Below are 18,462 nucleotides of genomic sequence, written 5' to 3'. Positions count from 1 at the left end.
TCTCAGCCCTGACGCCATGGACTCGGCGGGCACGCGTATTCCTCCGGAGTGCCTCGCCGGGGTACCATGCCGCCATGGTCAAACTTGCTCGCTCCCGAACCTCGGTCAGCCCCGATACGCCGCAGGCACTGTTTCGCATGCGCGTCATGCTGGGCGATACGATTGCCATTGGCCCCGGCAAGATCGCGCTACTTGAAGCGATCCGCGAATGCGGCTCCATTTCCGCCGCGGCCAGGCGCCTGGAAATGTCCTACAAGCGGGCCTGGGATCTGCTCAACGAGATCAATCGTTCCCTGAATCGGCCGGCGGTCGATTCCGAGCATGGCGGCGCGCAGGGTGGCGGCACTGTGCTGACCCCGGTCGGCGAGGAAGTGATCCGGCTCTACCGGGCCGCCGAGCTGCGCGCGGCCACGGCGTCCGCGAGCGAGATCGAAGGCCTGATCAGGCTGCTGGCCAAGCCTTGACGGGGGACCCCGCGGGCGCTGTCTGGCTGGTTCCGGTGATGCCCGGCGCAGCGCTTGTCGTGCGTTGCCCATCGTCGTTCCTTGAGACGTTCCTTGAGTATTCCCTTGACGGAGCCTGTACGCATGCAAGAACCGAAAGCCGCCGATCTCCCTTCGCCACGTTTCGAAACCGGCCCGACGCTATGGGTAGCCGGACTCAGTGGCCGTTTCACGCCGGACACGCACGCGGGCATCCCCGCACTCTGGCAGACGTTCATTCCCTATATCGGACAGGTCCCGGGCCAGGTTGGCTGGATCACCTACGGCTTGTGCTGCAATCCCGGGAAGGACGGCAGCTTCGAGTATGTCGCCGGTGTCGAGGTGCAGAGCCCGGACGGGCTGCTACCGTCCTTTCGCTGTATCAAGGTCGACCCGCAGCGCTATGCCGTGTTCGAGCATGCTGGCGATATCTCGACGCTGCACGTGACCTGCCGCACCATCTGGCAAACGTGGCTGCCGGCGTCAGGCTTCCAGTCGGGGCATGCTCCCGATTTCGAGCGCCATAGCGCGGACTTCGATCCTGTCGCCGGAACCGGGCACGGTGGAAATCTGGTTGCCGCTCAGGGACGCAGTGAGCGGGCCGGTATAGGGACTAGCTACCAGCATGTACAGAAAGCCAGCCGGCGTCACGTTCTTGATACTGCATTCGGCAAGCAGCTTCGCCACGGCACAGTGTCCACTCGACGCGTCCTGCGGCCCCTTGAAGCCGGAATTCAAGGTGGCGATGTACGCCTCCATCGTTGCCTTCCCGATGGCGTGCGCGAAGCTGGATCCCGCGAATGCCGCTCGCTACACGGCAGCCCTGCAGGCGGAACTTGGCAAGCTGGGCGCCGGGGACCGGCAAGCCATGGCCGAGGCGGCGCGCGACCCCGCTCTGCCAGAGATGCTGGCTGCTGCCGCGAAGGAACTCGACGAGGAGCAATCACCCCGGAGGCTGCTGAAAAAATGCGGCCGCGCCCTCCAGCGCTCCGAAGCGGGCGAGACGGCAAGCCAGAATCGATAGCGCAGCCGGCGCGCAGGCGCACACGGGGAGCTTGACAGTATTTTTGCCATCAGCCACCAAAAGGCCATCCGCGCAGGGTGTTGGGCCGCGACTGACGCGTTCAGCCGGGTGTTGGCCGCGCACCATCATTTGCTCCCCGTTTTGGGCTCCTCCGCGCACACCGCGTGGCTTCACGCCTATGGCATGGCGTGTGCTCTGTGGGAAGGTAGAGCGCCTTTCGCGGCGTTCGTTCCCTACTTCGAAGGAGCACATCATGAATCGCAAATCCGCCTGTACCGCCATCACCGCCGCCGCAATTGCCGCCGCTCTCCTGGGAGGCACCGCCTACGCCTCTGGCCCGCGGGACAGTACCGTCTCCGGTGACAAATACGGCTACAACTTCCGCGCTGGCAAGACCGACGCGTTCACCGACGGTGGCCGTACCGGCAAGTTCGACACCTTCAGTGACGGCGCCCGCATGGTCGATCCGTACACCGACGGTGGACGCATGGTCTCGGGCATGGACCGCAGGGGCGTATCGGCCGAGCCTTCGCGCAGCTTCGACGTCTACACCGACGGCGCCAATACGTGAGTGGCTGGCGGCACCCGCCACGCCAGCATCTCGCCAGGTCCGCGCATGCGGGCCTGGCGAGGGCTGGATCCCGGCCTATCCGGAATCGGCCGCGCAGCGCGTCGCGTGCATCCGCCCCGCGAGGTAGGCAAGGTTGTGCGCGACAAACAGCGCCAGCAGTATCGCAGCTACGCTCCAGGCAAGCGGTGGCAACCAGGGCAACAGGGCCGCTATCTCCGGATGCTTGCTGGCCCCTGACGCGACGATGGCAATCCGTGTGAACGCAGCGAGCGCGGACAGCGCGAACACCAGCCCGGTGAAGCAGCCTTCACGCCCGACATGGCCTGCATCGATGGCGGCGTTCGCAGCGGTGCCGAAGATCACTCCCCACAGCCCGCCTGTCACGCATTGCATGGCCAGGACCCCGGCAAGCGAAGCCGCCGACGCGAATCCGTACAGGGCCAGCGTGCCAAGCGCGGTGGCTGCCAGCAGCAGAACATAGGCCGGGAGGCGTCTGAAGACTGCGGTTCCCGGCAACAGCACGCACAGCGCAAAGCCGATCCAGAATGCCGGCATGACGCGCACCAGATCGGGCGCCGGCATGAACTTCAGGTATGCCGGCGCCGAGTTGACGGTTGTGTGGATCTGAAATCCCAGCGCCAGGGACCAGACGGCAGCAAAGAACAGCCAGATCATCCGCGCACGCCCAGCACCCCGTGCTGTCGTTCCTGCATCGTCAACAAGGGGCGCAGGCAATGTCTCGGCCCAGCGTAGCGCTGCGACAGCAACGACGAGGCCCGCGCTTGCAACGACAAAGGGCAAGGTCGGCGATATACCGCGCAACCAGACAGTAAGCGTGGGCGCCAGCGCGGCGGCGATGCCAAGGCCGAGAAAGGAGCACGCCACAAAAAACGGCGTGGCCGATGTCTTCATGCTCCTGCTGATGATCACCATGGGTGGCGCGCGCAGCGCCGAAGATGTCGCAGCCCACACCGCGGTCAGGCCAATCAGGAGCACTGGTGAAGTTGCGTGCGGCAGCAGGACAAACGCGGCGCACGAAGCCACGGTCATGGCCAGTATCCAACCGCCAAGATGCCGCATCGCATTCGCGACACGATCCGCGGCAATGCCCAGCGCGCAATCCATGGCGACAAAGATCACCTGGTCCATCAACAGGATCCAGGCGGCATGTTCCCGGGGAATGCCCGCCTGCGGCGCCAGTTGCGGAAGAAACGCAAGATATAGCGTCCACGTGACCGCGAGCAGGAATTGCACGGAACAAAAGATCAGGGCGCGCATTGATCTCTCCGGCTATGCATCGAGGGAATCGGTCATTCACCCGCGTCCGCGCGGCAACATGCCCATGCCGCTAAACCCTTCACCACCAAGCATAGAGCAGGCGCTTGTTGCGCGAAAGCGCGCACTTTGTGCGGGACATGCACCATGTCCCGGGACGGATTCATCCCGCTGTGCATGCCGCAGCGTTGCCGGCTTGAGTCCCCCGCCACGATGAACAATACTGGGCCATAGGCTCGCAGGCCGGAGTGGGCGGGACCTGCGCATGCCGAAGTCATCTCAAGGAGCGATCCATGTTGCGCGACAGTCATGCATTCAGCGGATTCTCGGTCGACGACATCGCAAAAGCGACGGACTTCTATGGCGGAACGCTGGGCCTGGAAGTGACAAAGACGGGGGGCGTGCTGACGCTGTACCTTGCTGGCGGCAACAACGTGTTGCTCTATCCCAAGGCAAACCATTCTCCAGCCACGTTCACCGTGCTGAATTTTCCCGTGGAAAGCGTGGACCGCGCCGTGGAGCAACTGGGCAAGCGCGGCGTGCGGTTCGAGATCTACGACCTGCCTGGACTGAAGACCGACGAACGCGGGGTCTGCCGGGACAGCGGCGGCCCGGTCATTGCGTGGTTCAAGGATCCGGCGGGCAACATCCTCTCGGTGCTTGAACCGATGTAGGTCTTTGCAGCAGGCAGCGGGGCTGCTGCAGATTTCTCCGCGATATCCGATGTGACATCGCGGACGCAAGAAGGACCGCTCATGCCACTTCCAGCCATCGTTTCGGTAATTTTCAAAATACTGAAACGATGGCGTTGGTATCTGGCCATGAACCTGCCTGACAGGCTGGCAAACGGCGTGGCTACGCGCGGTGTCCCGCGCCTGACTGCGTGCCGGTGGCTCGAAGATCCGCCAGGTTTCTGGCGACAAGCCGCTGCAGGTTCCAGAGACTGGCATCCCGGATGCCAAGGCGCTCCAGGTGATCAACGGTCTGCATCAGGTACTCGGCACCGGATCCCCAATGGCCGACTGCCTTGCTCAGCACGCTTGCGATTTCCTCGTTGGTCACGCCACCGACAAAATTGCGGCCCTTGCGATCGGCGGCAAAGACGATGGCGCGCACGGGGGTCTGTCCCGCCCTGGCGGTCACCCATCGGGGTGGGCTGGTGGGCGGCTTGACGGTCATCTCCCGTCGCCAAAGGATGCGGAGGACCTTCATGGCCCGGTCCCCGGCGATTCGATACAGCGCGCCACGGCAACTGCCACCCGGTACCAGCGACATCATCAGCCCGGGCTGTTCGGGCGTACCGCGAAACCGTGTGAGCCGAATGCAGAAGGCACGATGCCAGCCGTGCAGGGCGGCTGGCATCTGTTCGTCAACCTCAAAGCCCGGGTTCCACAGCAGCGAGCCATAAGCGAACAGCCAGACGTCCTGGCCGTGCCACGCACCGGCGGCCAATAGCGCATCCAGGGATGCGTCGTAATCGGCCTCGTTGTGGACGACGACGCCAGGGGCGGGCCCGGCGTCCTCGACCTTGCGCGCAATGCGCCCCACCAGGTCGGGCGTCAGGCGCGGCGGTGCCGAGCGGTGTTGATGTGTCGTAGCGGGCGGTTGCATCCGTGCTCCCCATTCACTGCCTCGCGGCGATGTGGCTCGGCTGCTGTAACGCTAGACCACGCGGCAACATAGAACAAGGCTGGGCCGGCCAGGTGCCGGCGCAAACAGCACGCCGTCGACGCCGACGCGGGAAACGTCGAGCAGCAGCTCGGTGTCGTTATGCGTGTCCACCAGCAGCAAGAGTTAGCCGGCTTCGCGCAGCACGTGTTCGGCCGCGCGTACGATGACGCCATAGGAGCGGTTGGTGATATCCGGCACCAGGCAGGCCACCAGCCGGGAGCGCCGCGTCCCGCCATCGCATTGGATGCGGTGCCCACCGAAACGCCCGCTTGCTCGGCCAGATCCTTCAGGGGCGGCTTGCGCTGCGCTTCAGTGGTCTTCTTCATGGGTCTCCGCGGATGTCGTCGTTTCCTTGTGCCGGCTGTGTAGCATGGGCATGAAACGATTCAATCGCGCGGAGCGGACTTGCGGTAAGCGCCTCAGGCCGCCTTCTTCAACGTCGCCAGCGCCTGCCGGCCAGCCGCCAGTTGCTGCGCCACTTCCGCGACGCGCGCACCCAGGTGCTCGGCCGTGCGCAGGTCCGCCAGCGGGGGCACCACATCCGAGCTTTCGTCAGCGTTCGACTGCGCCGCCGCGCCCAGGAAGAAACCGTGGCGATTCAGCGAATCCTCGGTCGACTTCGAGTTGTTGTGTCCCGGCGGCAGGCCAAGGTTGACCCAGTGCATGCCGTGCTGGGCGGCGAAGATCGAGATCTGCTGCAGCGTGGCCAGCTTGTCGCCCGAACGCGATGCCGCGTTGGTGAAGCCCGCCGCCACCTTGTTGGCCCACTTGCCGCCCTTGGCGAAGACATTGCGCGAGGTGGCGTCCATAAATCCCTTGAACTGCGCCGATGCGCTGCCCATGTAGGTGGGCGTGCCGAAGATGATGCCATCCACGTTCTCGAGCGTGTCCCAGTGCTGGTCGATGTCGTCGACACTGATCAGCAGGCTCTCCACGCCATCGATGCTGGCGGCGCCGCGAGCGACCGCCTGTGCCTGCTTGGCGGTGTGGCCGTAGCCGCTGTGGTAGACGATGGCGATCTGGGTAGCGTTGGCATTCATGATGTGGGCCTCAAAGAAATTTGAAATATTTGAATGTGGCCTGCATCGCATTGATCGTTTGATTGCTGGGCCGGTGAAGCAAGTCTAGGCGTCGGCCGGCGCAGCTGGTGGGAACAATATCAACCAGTTATTGAATTATTTTGAATGAACGGGCGGCGTGAGAAGCTTGGTATGCCTGGCCCATCGCGCCAGCCGCGCGTGCCGGTGCCGGAACAGGCATCTCACCACGGCGGCCATCGCGCCTTCACAGCCTGGCAGCCAGGCTGCAGGCCCCCGCAACTCGAAAGCCAGCCGGTCGCGTACCTCGCAAAAACCATCGGCCGTATCGCGAATCGTCCGCTCGTGCACCCAGCTGCGCATAGCCAGCATCCGCGATGTTTCCCTGAACCGGTACCCAGGCCCGATCCCGGCCAGCATGATGCCGTCTACCGTCCACGGGCAGGACCGTCAAAGGAGGCTCCCGCCAGTTCCAGCGAAACCGCCATTGCACAGGTGATTGCCGACTGGACGGGAGTTCCGGTCAACAACCTGCTGTCCAGCGAGCTGGCCGCGCTGCTGGAACTGGAAAGGCGTTTGGGGCATATCGTGGCCGGCCAGGACGAGGCGCTAGCCGCGCTCGGCAAGAGCTTGCGGGCCGCCAAGGCAGGACTCAAATCCGAGGAAGCGCCGCTGGGCGTGTTCCTGCTGGTGGGCCCTTCGGGCGTTGGCAAGACCGAAACAGCGCGCGCGCTGGCCGACCTGATGTTCGGCGGCGAGCGTTCACTGGTCACCATCAACCTGTCCGAATACCAGGAAGCCCACACCGTCTCACAGCTGAAGGGTTCGCCGCCGGGGTATGTCGGCTACGGGGCAGGTGGCGTCCTGACCGAGGCGGTTCGTCAGCGGCCCTACAGCGTCGTCCTGCTCGACGAGGTCGAAAAGGCGCACCGTGACGTACTGAATTTGTTCTACCAGGTCTTCGATCGCGGCTTCATGCGTGACGGCGAAGGCAGGGTGATCGACTTCCGCAATACCGTCATCCTGATGACCTCGAATCTGGGCAGCGAGCAGATTCTGGCGGCAGCCGACGCCGCCGTCGCGGCCGGCGCCGAACTCGCCAACGGCATGCTGATGGAAGCGATCCGCCCGACGCTGATCGAGCACTTCCAGCCGGCACTGCTGGCACGCTTCCAGACCATTGTCTACCGACCGCTGTCGGCCGACGCCATGGCATTGATCGTGCGGATGAAGCTCGGCAAGGTGGCTGACCGCATCGCGCGCCGCTTTGGCGTGCCACTGCGGTGCGACGACACGCTGGTGGTCGAGATGGTGCGGGCCTGCCTGCTGCCCGATTCCGGCGCCCGCAATATCGACAGCCTGCTCGATCAGCAGATCCTGCCGGTACTGTCGCGTGAACTGCTGGTGCGCTTGGCGGGCCAGCAGGCGCTGGCATCGATTCACCTGTCGTTCTCCGAGGACGATGGCATCGGCCTGGACTTCGAGGCGCCGGCAACGACAACCGGGGCGGACGCGTGACCCGGGGCGGGCCGGGACTCTTTGAAGCGGTGACGGGATACTTTGCGAACGGCGTGGCTGTCGACGATTTCGATGCGGCAACGCAGACGTTCCTGTCCGTGCGGGACAACATCCAGCGCATCCTCAATAGTCGCCGCGGCAGCCTGGCGCATCTGCCGGATTACGGGCTTGGCGATCTGTCCAGGATCTACCGGCATCTACCCGCGTCGACGCACACGCTCAAGCGCGAAATCGAAACGACGCTGCTGCGCTACGAGCCGAGGCTGAAATCCATCGGCATCACGATCGAAGAGACCGAACCGGGGATGCTGCTCAGCTTTACCATGAGTTGTCAACTGCATCAGGCCGGCCTGATGCGGTTCGGCACCCACTTCACGCCCGATGGGCAGACGCGCCTCAAGCTGCTGAAGGCCGAACTTGACCGTGAGTGACCTTGAGTGACCGGATAACGTCGGCTCGTCATAGACAGGCGGTTCACGAGATGGCGGAAAAGTGACTGTGCGTTGGTACGCAATCACTTTGGGACGAAGGCCGCCGGGCACCGGGCGGCGCGTGGAACGCACCGACGAAGGAAGTCCGGAGCGATTTTGGTAGGATGCAGGCCTTTCCATCGACGGTGTGCCAGTGCGTTGCGCCGGAATGTGACTCCGATGTTGCTTGCTTCATGAACCTGGCCCAGATCAAGACCCTCGCCGCCGAGCGGCTTGCCCGCCTGCGGCGCCCTACGCGGCGCGGTGTCCTCAAGGCGCTGGCTGCCGTGCCGGCGCTGTTCCTGCTGTATGTGCTGGTGTTGATCCCGTTCACGCCGGGCATCAGCGATATCCGCAAGGCCAAGTCGGACCAGCCTGCGCAAGTGCTCTCGGCGGACGGCAAGGAGCTGGCGGTGTTCAAATGGGCCAACCGCGACTGGGTCCGGCTGGCTGACATCTCGCCCAATGTGACGACAGCGCTGATCGCCACCGAGGATCACCGCTTCTACCAGCACTTCGGCCTGGACTGGCGGCGCATGGGGTCGGCAGCGCTGCATACCTTTTCCGGCAACCGGCAGGGTGGTTCCACCATTACCCAGCAGCTTGCCCGCAATCTCTACCCCGATGAGATCGGCCGCGCGCCCACGCTCACGCGCAAGCTCAAGGAAGCCATCACCGCGCTGAAGATCGAGGCGCTCTATACCAAGGACGAGATCCTCGAGACCTATCTCAACACCGTACCGTTCCTGTACAACGCGTACGGCATCGAGATGGCGGCGCGTACTTACTTCGACAAATCCGCCGGCAAGCTGGACGTACTGGAGAGCGCCACGCTGATCGGCATGCTCAAGGGCAACAGCTACTACAACCCGGTCATCAATCCCGAGCGTGCCGTGCAGCGGCGCAATACCGTGCTGGCGCAGATGGTCAAGTACGAGAAGCTGGATCCTGCCAAGTACGAGGCGCTGAAGAAGCGGCCGCTGCGCATCGATTTCGAGCGCCAGACCGAGCCGCCGGGCCCCGCGCCGCACTTCGCGCAGCAACTGCGCAAATGGCTGATCACCTGGGCGGACCGCAACGACTACAACATCTACACCGACGGGCTGGTGGTACGCACCACCATCGATTCGCGCCTGCAGGCGATGGCCAACCAGGCCGTGGCGCGCCAGGGCAACCAGTTGCAGGGCATAGCGAATGCAGCCTGGGCGCCGCGCTCGGGCTGGGCTGCCAACAAGGAGCTGGTGCAGGCCTTCGTGCGCGAGACGCCGGAGTACCGGGCGGCGCGGGAATCCGGGCTGACCCCCGAGGCGGCCATGAAGCAGTTGCTGGCCGACGGTGCCTTCATGCAGGCGCTGCGGCAGTCGAAGACCCGCATCCAGGCCGGTTTCCTCGCGCTGGACCCGCGCAGCGGCGAGATCAAGGCCTGGGTCGGCAGCCGCGATTTCAGCCAGGATGCCTTCGACCACGTGCAGCAGGCACAGCGCCAGCCGGGCTCCACGTTCAAGCCGTTTGTCTATGGCGCGGCGTTCGAGCAAGGCGCCAGTCCCGACGATACCTTCGTCGACCAGCCGGTGGAAATCCCCCTGGCCGGCGGCGAGGTCTGGCGGCCTTCCGACGATGGCCCCCCGAGCGGGCGCGCCATAAGCCTGCGCGACGGCCTGGTGTATTCCAAGAACACGATCACCGCGCAGTTGATGCAGAGTGTGGGCCCTGCCAAGGTAGCCAGGCTGGCCCGAGCCATGGGCGTGCGGCAGAGCCGTCTCGACACCGTACCCTCGCTGGCGCTGGGCACCAGCCCGGTGACATTGAAGGAGATGGTCTCCGCCTACGGCACCATAGCCAACCAGGGCGCTTACCTGGAGCCGGTGATGGTCACCCGCATCGAAGACCGCAAGGGCGAGGTGCTGGAGACGTTCCGCCAGGCGTCGCCCGAGCAGGCGCTGCCCGTCGCCACAGTGCAGACGCTGCTGGATGTCATGCGCGGCGTGATCGACCGGGGCACGGGTACAAGCATCCGCACGCGCTTCGGCATCCGCGCGGATGTGGCCGGCAAGACCGGCACCACGCAGGACAACGCCGACGGCTGGTTCATCCTGATGCATCCGCAACTGGTAGCCGGCGCCTGGGTCGGGTTCAACGACAGCCGGGTGACGCTGCGCAGCGACTACTGGGGGCAGGGCGCGCACAGCGCGCTGCCCATGGTGGGTGACTTCTTCCAGCGTTCGCTCCGGGCCCGCGTGATCGACCCGAACGTCCGCTTCGTGAAGCACGAAGAGACCGGCTTGTTCGAGGCGCTGGGCTGGACCATACGCGGCTGGTACCAGCGCTTCTTCGGGCCGGCCTCGAAGCCTGAAGCCCCGCCCGCGCCCAGGCGCCCGGCACACTCGGCGCAGGCGCCGGAGCCGGCGCCTGCAATGGAGGCCAGCGCGGTGGCGGCGGCACCGCCAACGGCCTTGCCGCCCGGTGGCGCCAGCGCGCCCTTGGGGCGGGAATTTGCGGATGCCGTGCCGGGGCCGGTATCCGCAAGTTCGCCGGCGAGTGCGCCTGTCGAGACCTTGACAGGCGCGCCGCGCGTGCGGGATATGCCCGCAGCCCCGGCAGCCGGCGCTTCCAAGCCGGCGCAGGATGCAGCCGCGGCGCCGGCAAGTGAGGGCAACGTGCCCTGACGCCAGGCATCGCGCTCTGCGCCGGTTTATCTTGTTGCCGGCGCCTGCTCCATGCCGGTCGCCGGCTGCTTGCAGGCAAGCCGATGAAGGTGCAGCGCAGCGCCGGCAAGCGCGCCCGGACTTGTCAATCCGGCACCGCGCGCGTACCGTTGCGGGTCACATCGCTTACCATAGCGGTTTGACTGGCGGTATCCCTGTAAAGCGATCCGGCCGGCCTAGTCGTTGAGTTCCCGCAATGCAGGGCGCGGGAGCTGGCGCTAGTATGCCAGCCGTGTGGCAGCTTTCCTGCCGGTGGACCTTTTTTCAGATGAACAACAATCCAAAGAATTCTCGCGGCGAGCCTCCCGCTCCACGTACCTGGGACGCCCGTCTGGCGCGCGCGCTTGTGCGCCCGCTCAAGGACTCCTGGATCACCCCTAACCACCTGACCACGCTGCGGCTGCTGATTGGCCTGGCCGGTGTTGCCTGCCTGATGCAGGGCGGTTATGCGTGGACGAATTACGGGGCCCTGCTGATCGTGATCTCCAACTTCGTTGACCATACGGACGGCGAGTTGGCGCGAATTAGCGGCAAATCCAGCAAGATAGGCCATTTTTATGACCTGGCGAGCGATGCGCTGATTACGGTGCTGCTGTTCGTGGGCATGGGCATGGCTATTTCGGAGCAGGCCTCAAATGGGGCGCTGTCGCCGGTGCTGCAAGGCACGCTGGCGGGCGTGGCCGTGGCGCTGATCTTCTTTCTCCGCATGCGCATTGAAGAGCGCGTGGGGAAAAGCGGGACGAAGCAGGCATCTGCCGGGGGATTCGAGACCGAAGACGTGCTTTACCTGCTCCCGCTGGTGACGCTGACCAGCGGCATCGCGCCGTTCCTGACGGCGGCGTCGATCGGCGCGCCGCTATTCGCGGCATGGGTCGTCTTCGACTACTGGCGCGTCATGCGGCGCCCCCGGCCGGTCACGGCTCCGACTTCGACGAAGATCCGAGGAACCCGATGAGCGAGCAAGCTACCAACGACATCACGCTGGACGCCCCTTCCGTCCAGGCCGCCGCAACGGTTTCGCCACGCCCGAAGCCGGCCACGCCAACCGGCACGCCCGATCCCGACTCCGCGGTGGCCAGCCGCACCGCCATGCTGGACAACGTGAAGCTGCGCGCCGATTTCGGGCGCCAGGACGCCTTCCTGCACCTGGAGGAATTCCTGGCGCCGGAAGTCACCGCGCAACTGGTCGCCAGCGCCCGCGCGCTGGTGCCCAAGATCAACCGCAACTACCTGCCCGGCCACAAGCAGGGCGGCAGCGTCAGCCGCCACACCATCGACGAACTCGCCCCGTTTATCGCCGAACTGTATCGGTCGAAGGCGCTGATCGGCTGGCTGGAGCAGATGTGCGGCGAAAAGCTGCTGCTGTCCCCGGACACCGACCCGCATGCCTACGCGCTTTATTACTACACGCGTCCCGGCGATCACATCGGCTGGCATTACGACACCTCTTATTACGATGGCCGCCGCTACACGCTGCTGCTGGGCGTGATCGAAGAATCCTCCTGCCGCCTGGACTACGAACTGCACACCCGCAATGCGGATGTGCCCGACGAGCCCGGTTCGGTGCAGACCACCCCTGGCGGCCTGGTGTTCTTCGACGGCGACAAGCTGCGGCACCGCATTACGCCGGCCGGCGCCAACGAAATGCGGGTGTCGCTGACGTTTGAGTACGTCACCGATCCGGGCATGCGCCCGTGGCTGCGCTTCATTTCCAATATGAAGGACGCGATCGCCTATTTTGGCTTCAAGCAGGTATTCAAGAGACTGGCGCCAGGCCAGAAACCCCGCGCATGACCCGTGCCGCCATCTTCCTGCTGTCGATCGGCGCGGCGCTGTTTGTCGCGCTGCTCGCCTGGCAAGGATTCGGCTCCGTCGCGTCGACGCTGATGTCCGCAGGCTGGGGCCTGGCGCTGGTCGCTGCATTCCACCTGCTGCCGCTGGCGCTGGACGCCGGCGCCATCTTCGTCTTGTTCGACCGCCGGGCCGGGCGCGGCACCATGTGCAACGCACTGCTGGCGCGCTGGGCGGGCGAGTCCGTGAACAGCCTGCTGCCCGCCGGGCAGATCGGCGGGCCGGTGCTGATGGTGCGTTACCTGGCGCAGCGCGGCACGCGCATGCGCGACGCCGCCGCCGCCATTACGGTCAGCACCACCATGCAGGCGCTCGCGCAGATGGTGTTCGCGTTTATCGGCCTGGCGCTGTTTGCCTTGTACGGTGGACACGGCGGGCGCGGCGGGCAAGATGCGCTCTCGGACCTGCGCACGCCGACCCTGATTGTCACGGCTGTGCTGGCGCTGTGCATCGTGGCGTTCTACGTTATCCAGAAGCGGGGTTTGTTCGGCCGGGTCCTGCGCGTGCTGTCGAAGCTGTTTGGCAAGCGCGACTGGTCCGGGCTGACGATGCGTGCCGATGCCGTGGACGCGGCCGTGCATGGCATGTACCGCGACCGCCGCAAGGTGGCGGGCACCTTCGCGCTGAGCCTGGCCGGCTGGCTGGTCGGCACCGGCGAAGTCTGGCTGGCGCTGCATTTCCTGGGGCATCCGGTCAGCTGGCTCGACGCCTTGCTGCTGGAGAGCGTCGGGCAGGCCATTCGCGGCGCGGCGTTCGCCATTCCCGGCTCGCTGGGTGCGCAGGAAGGCGGCTACCTGCTGCTGGCCCCCATCGTCGGACTGCCGCCCGAGGCGGCGCTGGCGCTGTCGCTGGCCAAGCGCGCGCGCGAGATCGGGCTCGGCGCGCCGGGCCTGCTGTATTTACATTTGAGCGAACGGAAATTCCAGCGGCGGCGCGCGGCCATGCCTGCCGAGTCCCTGAAATAGATGGTGACGGACCTGGCGGCGCCGCGGCGCGTGCGCAAGCCAGGCCAGGCACCAGGCGGTTTCAGTGATTCAGCGAGCCGGCCGCACGCTGCCGATTGATTGATGCAATTTGCATGGGTGCGGAGAACGAATGCGAGCAATCATCCTTGCCGCGGGCCTTGGCCTGCGACTACAGCAACAGCCCGGGGAGCAGTTCCCGAAGTGCCTGCTGCGTTTTGACGGTGTCACCCTGCTGGAGCGGCATCTGCGCATGCTGGATGCGGCGGGTGTGGACGAGATCGTGCTGGCGCTGGGTTTCCAGCCGGAGCACGTGGAAGCCGAGCTCGACCGGCTCGGGCGCGACCCCTACCCGGAGATCGTGCTGAATCCGCGCTACGACCTGGGCAGCGTGCTGACCGTGCATACGGTGGCCGATGCGCTTACGCGCGGCGGCGACGTCCTGCTGATGGATGCCGACGTGCTGTACGACGAGCGCATCCTCAGCGCCCTGGTGGCCGGCGACACCACCAACCGCCTGCTGATCGACCGCGATTTCGAAGCCGGCGACGAGCCGGTCAAGCTGTGCGTGAAGAGCGGCATTCCGGTGGAGCTGCGCAAGCAGCTCGCGGTTGGCCTGGAGTACGACACCATTGGCGAGTCGGTCGGGTTCTTCCGCTTCCAGGAGCAGACCGCGCGCCGCCTGGCGCAGATCGTCCAGGGCTATGTCGACAGCGGCCGCTCGAACATGCCGCACGAAGAAGCGGTGCGCGACCTGCTGCTCGAAGGCGGCCATGTGTTCGATATCGCCGACGTGAGCGGCGCTCCGTGGATCGAGATCGATTTTCCGAACGATGTCGCGCGCGCGCGCGACGAAGTCCTGCCTGAACTTCAGCCGATTGTGGGGGTAGCACAGTGAACGCGATTGACCCGATTTTCTCGACTGCCACGCGCACTGCCCGCCTGCGCCAGATGATCGTCGGCAATGAGCTGGAATTCATGATGGAAGCGCACAACGGGCTGTCCGCCCGGATCGTGCGCGAAGCCGGTTTCAAGGCCATCTGGGGTTCCGGCCTGGCCATCTCGGCCCAGTACGGTGTGCGCGACAACAACGAAGCGAGCTGGACCCAGGTCGTCGACACGCTGGAATTCATGGCCGATGCCAGCGACCTGCCGATCCTGCTGGACGGCGACACCGGCTACGGCAACTTCAACAATGTGCGCCGCCTGGTGCGCAAGCTCGAGCAGCGCGGCATTGCCGGCGTCTGCATCGAGGACAAGCAGTTCCCCAAGACCAACAGCTTTATCGATGGCGAGCGCCAGCCGCTCGCCGAGATCGACGAGTTCTGCGGCAAGATCAAGGCCGGCAAGGATTCGCAGTCGGACGACAACTTCTCCATCGTTGCCCGCGTGGAAGCCCTGATCGCCGGCTGGGGCATGGACGAAGCCCTGCGCCGCGCCGAAGCCTATCGCCAGGCGGGCGCCGACGCCATCCTGATCCACAGCAAGCTGTCGCGCCCCGACGAGATCCTGGCGTTCGCGCGTGAGTGGGCTGGCCGTGGCCCGCTGGTGATCGTGCCGACCAAGTACTACAGCACGCCGACCGACGTCTTCCGTAAGGCCGGCATCAGCGTGGTGATCTGGGCCAATCACCTGATCCGCGTGGCGGCCTCGTCGATGCAGGCCGTGGCCAAGGAAATCCACGACAGCGAAACGCTGGTCAACGTCGAAGACCGCATCGCCTCCGTCAACGAGATCTTCCGCCTGCAGGATGCCGACGAATACTCGGCCGCCGAGAAGATGTACCTGTCCGGCTCGCAAGCGCCTGGCGCGGCGGTGGTGCTGGCGGCCAGCCGCGGCACCGGGCTTGAGCCTCTCACGGAGGACAGGCCGAAGGTGATGCTGCCGGTGGCCGGCAAGCCGCTGCTGCGCTGGCTGGTGGATGCCTTCAAGAAACAGTCGATCAACGATATCACCGTGGTCGGCGGCTACCAGGCCAAGGCCATCGACACGGCGGGCATCAAGCTGGTGCTCAACGAGCAGTACGCGCAGACCGGCGAACTGGCCTCGCTGGCGTGCGCGGCCGATGGCTTGCATACCGACACCGTGATCGCCTACGGCGACCTGCTGTTCCGCAGCTATATCCTGCGCGACCTGCTGGAGAGCGATGCGCCGTTCAGCGTCGTCGTCGACTCCTCGCTGACCACCGAGTCTAACCAGAGCGTGCGCGACTTCGCGTATTGCTCCGCGGCGGACGACCGCGACCTGTTCGGCCAGAAGGTCTTGCTGCGCCACGTGTCCAGCAAGGGCCAGGAGCCGGGCGCCGGCCAGGCGCAGGCGCCGCACGGCCGCTGGATCGGCCTGCTGAATGTGCGTGGCGAAGGGCGCGAGCGTCTGCAAAAGCTGATCGCCGAACTGCGCACGCGCGACGATTTCAACACGCTGGATATGCCCGCGCTGCTCAACGCGCTGGTCGCAGCAGGCGAAGAGATCGAAGTGAAGTACGTGCACGGCCACTGGCGCGGCGTGAACGATCTCGACGACTTCCGCCGCGCCGGCGATTTCGCGCACACGCAGACGCCGTTCGCGGTTGGCGGCACGGATGCAGAGGAAGCCCGATGATCGAAGCGGCACAGTTTGTCGAAGCCGCGCGCGCGCGCGGTTTCGACTGGTATGCCGGGGTGCCGTGCTCGTACCTGACGCCGTTTATCAACTACGTGCTGCAGGATCCGTCGCTGCATTACGTATCGGCGGCGAACGAAGGCGATGCGGTGGCACTGATCGCCGGCGTGACGCTGGGCGCGCAGGGTGGTCGGCGCGGCATCACCATGATGCAGAACTCCGGCCTGGGCAACGCGGTGAGCCCGCTGACCTCGCTCACCTGGACCTTTCGCCTGCCGCAGTTGCTGATCGTCACCTGGCGCGGGCAACCCGGCGTTGCCGATGAGCCGCAGCACGCGCTGATGGGGCCGGTCACGCCGGCCATGCTCGACACCATGGAGATCCCATGGGAAACCTTCCCGACCGATGCGGCCGAGGTGGGCCCGGCTCTGGACCGCGCGGTGGCGCATATGGACGCCACGGGCCGTCCGTACGCGCTGGTGATGCAGAAGGGCAGTGTCGCGCCTTATGAGCTGAAGCAGCAGGAGCGGCCCGCGCCGCGCCCCAGATGCACGCCGGTTTCGCCGGCGCCGGGCGCTTCGCAGGACGGCTTGCCCACGCGCCGCGAAGCCCTGCAGCGCGTGATCGCACATACGCCCCCCGGCAAGAACGTGGTGCTGGCATCCACCGGCTTCTGCGGACGCGAACTCTACGCGCTGGATGACCGCGCCAACCAGTTGTACATGGTGGGCTCGATGGGTTGCCTTACGCCGTTCGCACTGGGCCTTGCCCTCGTGCGTCCGGACCTGAACGTGGTGGCCGTCGACGGCGACGGCGCGGCGCTGATGCGCATGGGTGTGTTCGCCACGCTCGGCGCCTATGGCCCGTCTAACCTCACGCACGTGCTGCTCGACAACGGCGCCCATGACTCCACCGGCGGACAGGCGACCGTGTCGCCCAATGTCTCGTTCGCCGGCGTGGCGGCCGCTTGCGGCTATGCCTCGGCGGTGGAAGGCGATCGGCTCGGCACGCTCGACCAGGCGCTCGCTGCCGCGGTGCAAGAGCCCGCTGCCGGGCCGCGTTTCGTGGCGCTTTCGATCCGCGCCGGCACGCCGGACGGCCTGCCGCGCCCGACCATTACCCCTGTCGATGTGAAGACGCGCCTCGCGCGCCATATTGGCGCCGATCAAGGCGCCGACCAAGGAGAGAAGTAATGCTGCTACTCAACCCGGGCCCCGTGACCTTGTCGGCGCGTGTGCGCCAGAGCCTGTTGCAGCCGGACCTGTGCCATCGCGAAAGCGAGTTCTTCGACCTGCAGGACGAGGCGCGCGCGCGGCTGCTGGATATCTATGAGCTGGATCCGGCCGAATGGGCCGCGGTGCTGATGACGGGTTCAGGCACGGCGGCGGTGGAAAGCATGATCGCCGCGCTGGTGCCCGAGCAGGGCAAGCTGCTGATCGTGCAGAACGGCGTGTACGGCGAGCGCATTACGCAGATCGCCACGCAATACCGCATTGCCCACGAGGTGGTCGCGCACGACTGGATGCAGGCTCCCGACCTCGGCCGCATTGCCGCCGCGCTCGACGCGGACCGCGCCATCACCCACGTGGCGGTGATCCACCATGAAACCACCACCGGACGCCTGAACGATCTCCAGGCGCTCGACGCACTGTGCCGCGCGCGCGATGTGCGCCTGCTGGTCGATGGCGTGAGCAGCTTTGGCGCCGAAGCGATCGATTTTGGCGGCAGCATTGCGGCGGTGGCGGCCACGGCCAACAAGTGCCTGCATGGCGTGCCCGGCGCGTCCTTCGTCATTGTGCGGCGCAACGCGCTGGAGCAAGCCGCCAGCCGGACTTACTACCTGGATCTGGGGCGCCTGGCGCGGCTGCAGGACCAGCGCAATACGCCGTTCACGCCCTCCGTGCATGCCTATTACGCACTGGTGGAAGCCTTGCGCGAGCTGGCGGACGAGGGCGGCTGGCGCGCCCGCCACGCGCGCTATGCGGCGCTGGCGGAACGTGCGCGCGCCGGGCTGGAGGCCCTGGGCATGCCGGCCCTGTGGGCGTCGGAGCAGTCCTCCGTGGTGCTGCGTGCCTACCGTTTGCCGGCCGGCCTGACGTACGCGCAGTTGCATGATGGCCTGAAGGAACGCGGTTTTGTCATTTACGCGGGGCAGGGCGGGCTCTCGGCAGAGCTGTTCCGTATTTCCACGATGGGGAATATCCAGCTGGATGACATCGATCGTTTGCTGCAGGGCTTCAAGGATCTGACGCAGTAATCGCGCCGCCCGGCGTCATCGCCATTTGTGATCGCTAT

19 protein-coding genes and 2 pseudogenes are annotated in these 18,462 nt (G+C 65.8%); 15 read left to right on the top strand and 6 right to left on the bottom strand.

Annotated elements, in window-relative coordinates; all coding sequences use genetic code 11:
- Positions 1-74: 74 nt before the first annotated feature.
- Positions 75-464 (top strand): winged helix-turn-helix domain-containing protein, encoded by a 390-nt coding sequence (locus ACZY0R_RS05575; RefSeq protein ID WP_488857501.1) that lies wholly within the window; start codon positions 75-77, stop codon positions 462-464.
- 123 nt (positions 465-587) lie between these two features.
- Positions 588-956 (top strand): annotated as a pseudogene (locus ACZY0R_RS05570) (GyrI-like domain-containing protein); the annotation flags it as partial.
- Positions 957-965: 9 nt separating this feature from the next.
- Here the strand turns inward: ACZY0R_RS05570 and ACZY0R_RS05565 are convergent.
- Positions 966-1,169 (bottom strand): hypothetical protein, encoded by a 204-nt coding sequence (locus ACZY0R_RS05565; protein ID WP_488859756.1) that lies wholly within the window; start codon positions 1,167-1,169, stop codon positions 966-968.
- A 34-nt stretch (positions 1,170-1,203) separates the two neighbouring features.
- Here ACZY0R_RS05565 and ACZY0R_RS05560 point away from each other — a divergent pair, with 34 nt between their 5' ends.
- Together ACZY0R_RS05560 and ACZY0R_RS05555 are read left to right on the top strand one after the other, a co-directional pair.
- Positions 1,204-1,506 (top strand): hypothetical protein, encoded by a 303-nt coding sequence (locus ACZY0R_RS05560; RefSeq protein WP_488859754.1) that lies wholly within the window; start codon positions 1,204-1,206, stop codon positions 1,504-1,506.
- A 253-nt stretch (positions 1,507-1,759) separates the two neighbouring features.
- Positions 1,760-2,077 (top strand): hypothetical protein, encoded by a 318-nt coding sequence (locus tag ACZY0R_RS05555; RefSeq protein WP_488857500.1) that lies wholly within the window; start codon positions 1,760-1,762, stop codon positions 2,075-2,077.
- 75 nt (positions 2,078-2,152) lie between these two features.
- Here the strand turns inward: ACZY0R_RS05555 and ACZY0R_RS05550 are convergent, their stop codons facing one another.
- Positions 2,153-3,355 carry an MFS transporter gene (locus ACZY0R_RS05550; protein ID WP_488857499.1) on the bottom strand — a complete coding sequence of 401 codons (1,203 nt, stop codon included), beginning with the start codon at positions 3,353-3,355 and terminating at the stop codon, positions 2,153-2,155.
- A 290-nt stretch (positions 3,356-3,645) separates the two neighbouring features.
- On the opposite strand from ACZY0R_RS05550, the gene ACZY0R_RS05545 reads away from it, so the two are divergent.
- On the top strand, positions 3,646-4,026 hold the full coding sequence (locus tag ACZY0R_RS05545; RefSeq protein WP_035871754.1) for a VOC family protein: 381 nt from the start codon (positions 3,646-3,648) through the stop codon (positions 4,024-4,026).
- Positions 4,027-4,207: 181 nt separating this feature from the next.
- Here ACZY0R_RS05545 and ACZY0R_RS05540 read toward each other — a convergent pair whose 3' ends face one another.
- The 4 genes from ACZY0R_RS05540 to ACZY0R_RS05525 form a co-directional block, all read right to left on the bottom strand.
- Positions 4,208-4,963, bottom strand: coding sequence for a gamma-glutamylcyclotransferase (locus ACZY0R_RS05540; protein ID WP_488857498.1), 756 nt, complete (start codon positions 4,961-4,963; stop codon positions 4,208-4,210).
- A gap of 51 nt (positions 4,964-5,014) precedes the next feature.
- Positions 5,015-5,143, bottom strand: a complete 129-nt coding sequence (locus ACZY0R_RS05535; protein WP_488857497.1) for a hypothetical protein — start codon at positions 5,141-5,143, stop codon at positions 5,015-5,017.
- 299 nt (positions 5,144-5,442) lie between these two features.
- Positions 5,443-6,063, bottom strand: a complete 621-nt coding sequence (locus ACZY0R_RS05530) for a flavodoxin family protein (RefSeq protein WP_488857496.1) — start codon at positions 6,061-6,063, stop codon at positions 5,443-5,445.
- A 135-nt stretch (positions 6,064-6,198) separates the two neighbouring features.
- Positions 6,199-6,480 carry a hypothetical protein gene (locus ACZY0R_RS05525; RefSeq protein WP_488857495.1) on the bottom strand — a complete coding sequence of 94 codons (282 nt, stop codon included), beginning with the start codon at positions 6,478-6,480 and terminating at the stop codon, positions 6,199-6,201.
- Positions 6,481-6,531: 51 nt separating this feature from the next.
- Here ACZY0R_RS05525 and ACZY0R_RS05520 point away from each other — a divergent pair.
- The 10 genes and pseudogenes from ACZY0R_RS05520 to ACZY0R_RS05475 form a co-directional block, all read left to right on the top strand.
- Positions 6,532-7,578, top strand: a pseudogene (locus ACZY0R_RS05520) (AAA family ATPase); the annotation flags it as partial.
- Positions 7,575-8,009 carry a type VI secretion system baseplate subunit TssE gene (gene tssE, locus ACZY0R_RS05515; protein WP_488857494.1) on the top strand — a complete coding sequence of 145 codons (435 nt, stop codon included), beginning with the start codon at positions 7,575-7,577 and terminating at the stop codon, positions 8,007-8,009. The pseudogene ACZY0R_RS05520 and the gene tssE, both read left to right, overlap by 4 nt.
- Positions 8,010-8,242: 233 nt before the next feature.
- On the top strand, positions 8,243-10,714 hold the full coding sequence (locus ACZY0R_RS05510; protein ID WP_488857493.1) for a penicillin-binding protein 1A: 2,472 nt from the start codon (positions 8,243-8,245) through the stop codon (positions 10,712-10,714).
- Positions 10,715-11,021: 307 nt separating this feature from the next.
- Positions 11,022-11,708 (top strand): CDP-alcohol phosphatidyltransferase family protein, encoded by a 687-nt coding sequence (locus ACZY0R_RS05505; protein WP_488859517.1) that lies wholly within the window; start codon positions 11,022-11,024, stop codon positions 11,706-11,708.
- Complete coding sequence (locus tag ACZY0R_RS05500; RefSeq protein ID WP_488857492.1) at positions 11,705-12,547, top strand: HalD/BesD family halogenase; 843 nt, start codon at positions 11,705-11,707, stop codon at positions 12,545-12,547. Before ACZY0R_RS05505 ends, ACZY0R_RS05500 begins: the two co-directional genes overlap by 4 nt.
- Positions 12,544-13,569, top strand: a complete 1,026-nt coding sequence (locus ACZY0R_RS05495; RefSeq protein WP_488857491.1) for a flippase-like domain-containing protein — start codon at positions 12,544-12,546, stop codon at positions 13,567-13,569. The genes ACZY0R_RS05500 and ACZY0R_RS05495 overlap by 4 nt, the downstream gene beginning before the upstream one ends.
- A gap of 130 nt (positions 13,570-13,699) precedes the next feature.
- Positions 13,700-14,464 carry a phosphocholine cytidylyltransferase family protein gene (locus ACZY0R_RS05490; protein WP_488857489.1) on the top strand — a complete coding sequence of 255 codons (765 nt, stop codon included), beginning with the start codon at positions 13,700-13,702 and terminating at the stop codon, positions 14,462-14,464.
- Entirely contained in the window at positions 14,461-16,167 is a 1,707-nt protein-coding gene (gene aepX, locus ACZY0R_RS05485) for a phosphoenolpyruvate mutase (RefSeq protein WP_488857488.1), read from the top strand. The genes ACZY0R_RS05490 and aepX overlap by 4 nt, the downstream gene beginning before the upstream one ends.
- The gene (gene aepY, locus ACZY0R_RS05480) at positions 16,164-17,360 is read left to right on the top strand and encodes a phosphonopyruvate decarboxylase (protein WP_488857486.1); all 1,197 of its coding nucleotides are present in this window, start codon (positions 16,164-16,166) and stop codon (positions 17,358-17,360) included. Before aepX ends, aepY begins: the two co-directional genes overlap by 4 nt.
- Positions 17,360-18,424: a 2-aminoethylphosphonate aminotransferase gene (locus ACZY0R_RS05475; protein ID WP_488857484.1), complete on the top strand. Its 1,065-nt coding sequence runs from the start codon at positions 17,360-17,362 to the stop codon at positions 18,422-18,424. Before aepY ends, ACZY0R_RS05475 begins: the two co-directional genes overlap by 1 nt.
- Positions 18,425-18,462: the final 38 nt, after the last annotated feature.

Source organism: Cupriavidus sp. F041, from assembly GCF_057814235.1.
Note: the sequence above shows the minus strand (reverse complement) of the source record. Positions and strands in the feature narration are given on the sequence as shown.